General features: G+C 65.4%; 1 protein-coding gene. It reads left to right on the top strand.

Annotated features, from left to right (window positions below; translation table 11 throughout):
* Positions 1–274: 274 nt before the first annotated feature.
* The gene (locus tag ABZ749_RS34595; RefSeq protein WP_357235494.1) at positions 275–1939 is read left to right on the top strand and encodes an ABC transporter substrate-binding protein; all 1665 of its coding nucleotides are present in this window, start codon (positions 275–277) and stop codon (positions 1937–1939) included.
* Positions 1940–1950 lie beyond the last annotated feature (11 nt).

The raw sequence follows: 1950 nt of genomic DNA, 5'->3' as shown, positions 1-1950 counted from the left end.
GCCGGCCACCGCTGCGTCTCTGCCCGGAAATGATCTGACACCTGTGCCCTCATCGGGGCTGTTCGACGTAACAGTTTGGCATCGCGGGTGCTGATTGATCGGTTTTTGCCGCTGTTTACCTAAGAATCGAATGTCAAGCGGCGGTTGAGGCACGATCCGATACCAACCGTCCACTCAGCGGTTTCCGGGTGGACGCATCGGGAGCTATGGTCACCGCCATCGGTGACCCCTGTCACCACGTTGTCCGTACCCCCAAGGACGAGGTGAAGCACACATGCGTGCACCCAGGCCGAAGGTCGCGATCGCGGCCATCGCGGTCGCGGCCCTCGCGGTAGCAGGCTGCGCCGAGAGCAACCGCGACGACGACAAATCCGGCGGTAGTAAGAAGGACACCCTCATCTTCGGCGTCGCCGGAGACCCGAAGGTGCTCGACCCGAGCTTCGCCAGCGACGGTGAGTCGCTGCGTGTGGCGCGTCAGGTCTTCGAGACCCTGGTCCGACCGGAGGAGGGTGGCACGAAGGTCACCCCCGGCCTGGCCGAGTCCTGGACCCCGGACGCCGCCGGCACCACGTGGACCTTCAAGCTCCGCTCGGGCGTGAAGTTCCACGACGGCACCGACTTCAACGCCGAGGCCGTCTGCGTCAACTTCAACCGCTGGTACAACGCCAAGGGCCTCATGCAGAGCCCGGACGTGACCGCGTACTGGCAGGACGTCATGGGTGGCTTCGCCAAGAACGAGGACGCGGAGCTCCCGCCGAGCCTCTTCAAGTCCTGCGCCGCCAAGGACGCCACCACCGTGGACCTGGCCTTCACCCGGGTCTCCAGCAAGATCCCGGCCGCGCTGATGCTCCCCTCGTTCTCCATCCACAGCCCGAAGGCGCTGCAGGAGTTCGACGCGAGCAACGTCGCGGGCACCGCCGAGGACATCAAGTACCCGTCGTACGCGACGGAGCACCCGACCGGCACCGGTCCGTTCAAGTTCAAGGCCTGGGACGTCGCCAACAAGACGCTGACCCTGGAGCGCAACGAGGACTACTCGGGCGCCAAGGCCAAGCTGAAGACCCTCATCTTCAAGACGATCTCGGACGAGAACGCCCGCAAGCAGGCGCTGCGCTCCGGCGACATCCAGGGCTACGACCTGGTCGGCCCGGCCGACGTCGAGCCGCTGAAGAGCGAGGGCTTCAACATGCTCACGCGCCCGGCGTTCAACGTGCTCTACCTGGCGATGAACCAGAAGGGCAACCCGAAGCTCGCCGACGTCCGCGTCCGGCAGGCCATCGCGTACGCCCTGAACCGTCAGCAGCTGGTCACCTCCAAGCTGCCGCCGGGCGCCAAGGTCGCCGACAACTTCATGCCGGACACCGTCGAGGGCTGGAACGGCGACGTTCCGAAGTACACCTACGACCCGGCCAAGGCGAAGGCGCTGCTGGCCGAGGCCGGCGCGTCGAACCTGACGCTGAAGTTCCACTACCCGACCGAGGTCACCCGGCCGTACATGCCGAACCCGAAGGACATCTTCGAGTTGCTGTCGGCGGACCTGAAGGCCGTTGGGATCACCGTCGAGGCGATCCCGCTGAAGTGGAGCCCGGACTACCTGAACGCCACCACCTCGGGTAGCAAGCACGACATCCACTTCCTGGGCTGGACCGGCGACTACGGCGACGCCTACAACTTCATCGGCACCTTCTTCGACCGGCCGAAGGACGAGTGGGGCTTCAACAACAAGGCCCTGTTCGACCAGTTCAAGGACGCGGACACCACCGCCGACATCGCGGCCCGGACCGAGAAGTACAAGGCCCTGAACAAGTCCGTGATGGAGTTCCTGCCGGGTGTGCCGATCTCGCACTCGCCGCCGGCGATCGTGTTCGGCAAGGACGTGACCGGCGTCAAGGCGAGCCCGCTCACCGACGAGCGCTTCGCCACCGCCGAGTTCAAGTAAGTCCTGATCTG

The sequence above is a fragment of the Micromonospora sp. NPDC047753 genome (assembly GCF_040642735.1).
Classification (GTDB): domain Bacteria; phylum Actinomycetota; class Actinomycetes; order Mycobacteriales; family Micromonosporaceae; genus Micromonospora.
Note: the sequence above shows the minus strand (reverse complement) of the source record. Positions and strands in the feature narration are given on the sequence as shown.

Coding starts and splice junctions, on each gene's coding strand:
- ABZ749_RS34595 (WP_357235494.1), top strand. CDS start 275: ATGCGTGCACCCAGGCCGAAGGTCGCGATCGCGGCCATCGCGGTCGCG.